5 protein-coding genes are annotated in these 5,424 nt (G+C 65.3%); all 5 read right to left on the bottom strand.

The genetic code is table 11. The features are described 5' to 3' along the window. A partial coding sequence (locus tag I73_RS04730) for an FAD-dependent oxidoreductase (RefSeq protein WP_026096316.1) occupies window positions 1-503 on the bottom strand: 503 nt, incomplete at its 3' end. Between the two features lie 35 nt (window positions 504-538). Beyond that, window positions 539-1,402: a sulfite exporter TauE/SafE family protein gene (locus tag I73_RS04725; RefSeq protein WP_022979555.1), complete on the bottom strand. Its 864-nt coding sequence runs from the start codon at window positions 1,400-1,402 to the stop codon at window positions 539-541. Beyond that, window positions 1,377-3,635, bottom strand: coding sequence for an aminotransferase class V-fold PLP-dependent enzyme (locus I73_RS25975; RefSeq protein WP_022979554.1), 2,259 nt, complete (start codon window positions 3,633-3,635; stop codon window positions 1,377-1,379). The genes I73_RS04725 and I73_RS25975 overlap by 26 nt, the downstream gene beginning before the upstream one ends. Window positions 3,636-3,905: 270 nt before the next feature. Then, window positions 3,906-4,373: an Lrp/AsnC family transcriptional regulator gene (locus I73_RS04715; RefSeq protein ID WP_022979553.1), complete on the bottom strand. Its 468-nt coding sequence runs from the start codon at window positions 4,371-4,373 to the stop codon at window positions 3,906-3,908. Between the two features lie 624 nt (window positions 4,374-4,997). Then, window positions 4,998-5,357 carry an SCO family protein gene (locus I73_RS04710; RefSeq protein WP_148289684.1) on the bottom strand — a complete coding sequence of 120 codons (360 nt, stop codon included), beginning with the start codon at window positions 5,355-5,357 and terminating at the stop codon, window positions 4,998-5,000. Between the last annotated feature and the right edge of the window lie 67 nt (window positions 5,358-5,424).

The raw sequence follows: 5,424 nt of genomic DNA, 5'->3' as shown, positions 1-5,424 counted from the left end.
AGCGCCTCCTCGACGGCGGTGTTGCCGCCTCCGACCACGCAGACCTCCTGGTCCCGGTAGAAGAAGCCGTCGCAGGTTGCGCAGGCGCTGACGCCGCGACCCATGAACGCTTCCTCGGATGGAAGGCCCAGGTACTTCGCCGACGCGCCGGTCGCGATGATCAATGCGTCACAGGTGTATGTGGCCTCGTCGCCGATCAGCGTGAACGGACGCTTGCTGAAATCCACCTGGTTGATGTGGTCGAACACGATGTTCGTGTTGAAGCGCTCGGCGTGTGCCAGAAACCGCGCCATCAAGTCGGGGCCCTGGACCCCCGCGAAGTCCGCCGGCCAGTTGTCAACCTCCGTCGTGGTCATGAGCTGGCCGCCCTGCGCCATTCCGGTGATCAACGTTGGCTCGAGATTCGCGCGTGCGGCATAGACGGCTGCCGTGTAGCCGGCAGGACCCGAGCCCAGGATCAAGAGTTGGAAGTGTTTCGACACAGGAGTCCTGTCGTTTGACAGGCCGAGCGACGTTGGATCGGCCGATGTGGAAATGACTAGATGGCGTGGGCGACTCGCACGAGCAGCGAAATGGACACGGTTGCGCTCACCAAAGCGAAGCACCGTCGCAGGGTGCGCTCCGACCAGCGCTGGGCAAGGCGCTGTCCGGCCAGCAGGGCGACCATGGCGCCGAAAGCGAATGGCAGGGCAAGCGACCAGTCCATGTGCCCTTGTGCGGTCGCAGAGGCGACGCCCGAGATGGACACCAGCGCAATCACAGCCAGGGAGGTGTTGACGATCCCGGCCGCCTGAAGATTCGAGTGGCGGGTCAATGCGGGAACAATCAGGAATCCGCCGCCGACGCCGAGCAGGCCGCTGAGTGTCCCGGCGGCCAGCCCGGTGAAGGCCAGGCATCTGGCACACACCCGGGTCCAGACAAGTCGCCCGGTGGTCGAATCCCGGACGCAGACTGGGCCAGGGACGGTCCGATGATCGGCCGCAGTCGATGAGCCGTGGGCGCCGCTGCGGTACATGCGCAGCGCGACGACACCAAGCACGAGAGCAAAGATGGCCGTCAAGAGGTTCGTCGGGAGGCGAGACGACAGGGCCGTTCCGATCGGTGCAGCAAGCATGCCCGCCCCGCCGATCACAGCAGCGGCACGATAGCGAACCGATCCGTTGCGAAGACCGGCCATGGCACCGGCGGCGGCAGCCAAGCCGACCGCCAGAAGACCCACGGGAGCGGCCTGAGGAACCGACAGATGCAGTCCGAAGACCAGCGCCGGCACGGCCAGGATGCCGCCTCCCGCGCCGGTCAGCGCCAAACTCATGCCGATGAATGCGCCGAGCACCGGGGTGATCGTCATCGCGCTCGACAACTCTGGGTACATCAGATCAGGCGTGCGCGACAGCGTCTGCAACAGGCAAGGACTGCTGCAGGGCCAGGCCTCCGACCAGGCTCCACGCGTTCGTCCGGCCCAGTCGGCGCAGCGCACGAGCGACCTGCGTGCTGCGATTGCCGCTTCGGCAGAAGAAGATGATCGGCTGCTCGAGGGGCAGAGCCAACCAGCCGGGGATTGCGCTGACGACGTTGGGCACCGGCACCGATTGGATGGGATGGCTCGCGAAGCAGTGTTCGCTGTCGACCCTTTGCTCGTACAGCTCACGGACGTCGACGAGCACGGCCGAGGCGTCACCCGTGAGCATCTCAGCGACGGCCTCGCGGCTGGCCGCGACGCTCTCGACCTGCGTGCATGGCTCCACGCGTGCGCCACACGCGATGGTGTTGTACTCCGTGCGAGCGATGCTGGCCTCGAGAGCGGCCTTCTGCTGTGCGAACTCCGCCGGCGTGAGTCGTCCGTCCAGGGCCGCAGCGACGAGCGGCTGTGCACCGTACTCGATTCCCAGCGTGGTGGCGTGACGGTTGTCGTAGTCGTGGCCCGGATAGAGCAGGGTGTCGCGGCCGAGCTGCGCATCCAGCTGGCGCAGCGTGGGGCAGAACTCCAGCGGCAAGCTGACCGGAAAGTCGCTCCGCCCCAACGCGCCAGGCATCACGGTGTCGCCGACGAAGGCAGCGAGCACGCGTTCGCCGCGCAGCAGGAGCAAGGCGACCGCATCGGACGTGTGCCCTGGTGTGGCCATTCTGGCGATGCGATAGTCGCCAATGGCTATCGACGACTGACCGATGGGCCAGCCAAGCGCATCGAGCTCGGCGTCCGTGTCAGGCGACTGATGGGTCTCGGCCCACAGTTGCGGTGCGGACGAGGCGTGGTCTGCATGACTGTGCGTGTCCAGCACCGCTGCGAGCGTGCGGCCACGGCTCGCGATCTGCTGGGCGATCGTCTTTGACAGCTCCGGAAGCGGATCGATCACGACGCAGTGGTCGGAGGTGGGGCTGCAGATCAGGTAGCAGCAAGACCCGTCGACCACATAGCGCGTCACCAGGGGGGTGTCCTCGTCGACACCGTTGAAGCCGGTGGGCAGTCCGGTCGCCCGCAAGGCCTGCCCGCAGCTGCGAATCTTCTGGCATGCGACCTCGATGGTCTCGACGCTCTCTGCCGGCCCGAAGGAAAGCCGAACCGCATTCGATGCCTGCCAGGCCGACAGGCCCATGGCCTCGAGCACATCGCTTGGCTTGGCCTTCGCTGCGCTGCACGCTGAACCCCCGCTGACACGGATGCCAGCGGCGTCGAACAGGTCGAGAAGCACCTTGGTGTTGACGCCCTCGACGCAGAAATTGATCGTGGTCGGCAGGCACATCTCCAGGGGGGCGTTGAATCGCAGGCTTGGAAACGCGTCTTTCAGCGCTGCGCACAGGCGGGTTCTGAACCCGGCCAGGACGTCGGCGGGCTTGAAGGAGTCTCTTTCCTCCAGCGCCTTGAAAACAGCGCCGAGTGCAGCGATCCCCACCATGTTCTCAGTTCCCGAGCGGAGGTCGCCCTCCTGCCCGCCGCCTGTCAACAGTGGCGTGAACGGCGCACCCTCTCTCACATAGAGCATGCCGACCCCCTTCGGGGCGTAGAGCTTGTGACCGGAGAATGGCGCATAGTCGATCGCCCTGGACCCCAGGTTCAGACTGATCTTGCCGAGCGCCTGCACGCCATCGACGAGCCACAGGGCCTTGGATCCACGCAGCGCGCGTTCGATGCCATCCAGGTCCGAGATGACCCCGGTTTCGTTGTTGGCGGCCATGGTGCACACGAGGCCGGCGCGCGGTGCGCGTTCAGCCAGCCACACGAGATCGTGCCGACCATCGCGGTCGACGGGGATGGCGATGATCTCGAGGTCGAGTCCCAGGATGCGGTTCCAATGGTGGAGGGCAGCCGGCACGGCCTTGTGCTCTGTCGCGCCGTAGAGAAGCAGAGGTTCCATGCTCGCGCCCTGTTCACGGGCCGCCTTCAAGGACATCAGTGCCGACAGCACGGCTGTCTGGATGCCTTCGGTCGCTCCACTGGTGAACATCAGGTGGCCTGTGCCCGCCCCAAGGATGCGACGCGCGCGCGCGCGAACATCATCCAGCAGCGCGCGGGCCTTCAGGCCTGCGGTGTGCGTGCTGCTGGGATTGCCGAAGTTCTGCTCCATCGCCGCGGCCGCAGCCTCCAGGGCTTGTGGAAGCACGTGGGTCGTGGCGTTTGCATCAAGATAGATTTCCATGGGCGGAAATTCTTCCTAGGCGAGGCCGCAATGCGCTTGCAGAGTTGGGGCGACATCGCGGCCGGATTGGAATCGGATTGCGCGTCATCGCCTGCGGCAGGCCCGCGGCGCCTCGTTTCACATGGGAGGCGAATGGCTTGGCCCGATCCGGGCCTATTCGCTTGACGGGAAACCGGTGTGTCGTTCGTCCGCGTGCCTCCCGGTGCCCATGGCGATCAGATCGATCTGTCGATGAGCTGAGACGCAGGCGACCGCACAGGTCGGCGCGGCTCAGCACGCATAGCTCAGTGGCAGCGCCGTCGTGAGCTTGAGTTCTTCCATCGCGAAGCTGGAGCTGACGTCGGCGAGGTTCGTGCCGGCGATCAAGCGCTTGTACACCGAGTCGTAGGCTGCGATGTCGGGCACCACCACGCGCAGCAGATAGTCGACGTCGCCACTCATGCGGTAGAACTCGACCACTTCGGGAATCGCCTGCACCGTCGCGCGGAACTGCCTGAACCAGTCGTCGGTGTGGACGCTGGTGCGCACCGAGACGAAGACGGTCACACCCACATTGACCTTCTTGGCGTCCAGCAGGCAGACCTGCTTGGTGATGATGCCGGCATCCTTCATGCGCTGGATACGACGCCAGCAGGGCGTGGACGACAGCCCCACTTGCTCGGCGATCTCACCCATCTGCAGCTCGGCATTGGCCTGCAGTAGATTCAGAATCTTCACGTCCAGTGCGTCGAGCTTCATCGTGCTTGGTCTTGAGTAGGCGGTTGTTCGCCAGGACGAGGCGGTGGCGGACGAGTGGCGCTTGCAGAGACCTGGGCTCGAGGCTGGATCGCCTCGAGAGCGGTGGATAGGCTCCTCGGAACCTATCCACCGCCTCTACACCAGCAAGCGTCTGCCGACTTGTGGTCGACCTCCACAGGACCACGACAATTGCAGCTTCTCAACGCAGCCTCAGTTCACCGTCGATACAGCAGCTCACTGAAGCCACGAAGGCAGCCACAGGTTGACAGTCCGGTTGACGCGCAAGCGCTGTGCGCATTCGAACCAACGACTGCCCTCTGGCCGGGTTGCGACCCGATCGCGTCCTGACTTTGGAACACTTCCGAAAACCCATTCTTCTGTGCCATCCAGAGAACCAGATTGCGTATTTCGAGCTCGTTTGGGGCCAATGCGCAATGAACTGGCAGCGCGCCTGGGGTTCAGCCGTCCTTCGACGGCGCGTCTGGCGTTCAATCCATGGACACCCGCCCGCAGGCGCCCGGGGGCCGCGGGCCCGGTGATGGGGCTGGATTGCGTCGAGCGGGTGGTCGATGTCGTCGGTGCCTTTCAGCAGCGGGCCGCCGCCATCGCCATGGGATCCGCGTCTCAGCGCCCGCCGGCAGCCGCTGCCGCAGGCGTGACGCTCAGGTTCTCCATCGCATTGAGTTCCCGTGCGATGCGCAGCCGGTCGGGGGGATTGCCTTGCAGGCGCAGCAACAGGCGGCCACGGGCATCCACCAGCCACAAGGCGGTGGCGTGGTCGTCGGGCTTCTTTGCGCCCGGACGGAAGAGCCGCAGCCGTTCGCTCAAGCGACCGAGGTCTTCTGCACGGCCCGTGACGAAGCTCCAATGCGACAGATCGACGGACATCCGCTGCGCAAAGGCCTTCAGTGCTGCGGGAGTGTCCCCGACAGGGTCCAGCGACACGGAGACGAAGTGCAGGCCCTTGCGCTCCTTGTCAGGCAGTCCTCAAAGGAACTCGGCCAGTTCACGTGTCTGCACCGGGCCCCTGATGGAGCAGCCGGTGTAGACG

Origin of the sequence: Ideonella sp. B508-1 (genome assembly GCF_000333615.1) — a bacterium.
In the GTDB taxonomy this organism is placed as follows: domain Bacteria; phylum Pseudomonadota; class Gammaproteobacteria; order Burkholderiales; family Burkholderiaceae_C; genus Ideonella.
This window is presented reverse-complemented; position numbering and strand designations above follow the sequence as displayed.

Coding starts and splice junctions, on each gene's coding strand:
- I73_RS04715 (WP_022979553.1), bottom strand. CDS start 4,373: ATGAAGCTCGACGCACTGGACGTGAAGATTCTGAATCTACTGCAGGCC.
- I73_RS25975 (WP_022979554.1), bottom strand. CDS start 3,635: ATGGAAATCTATCTTGATGCAAACGCCACGACCCACGTGCTTCCACAA.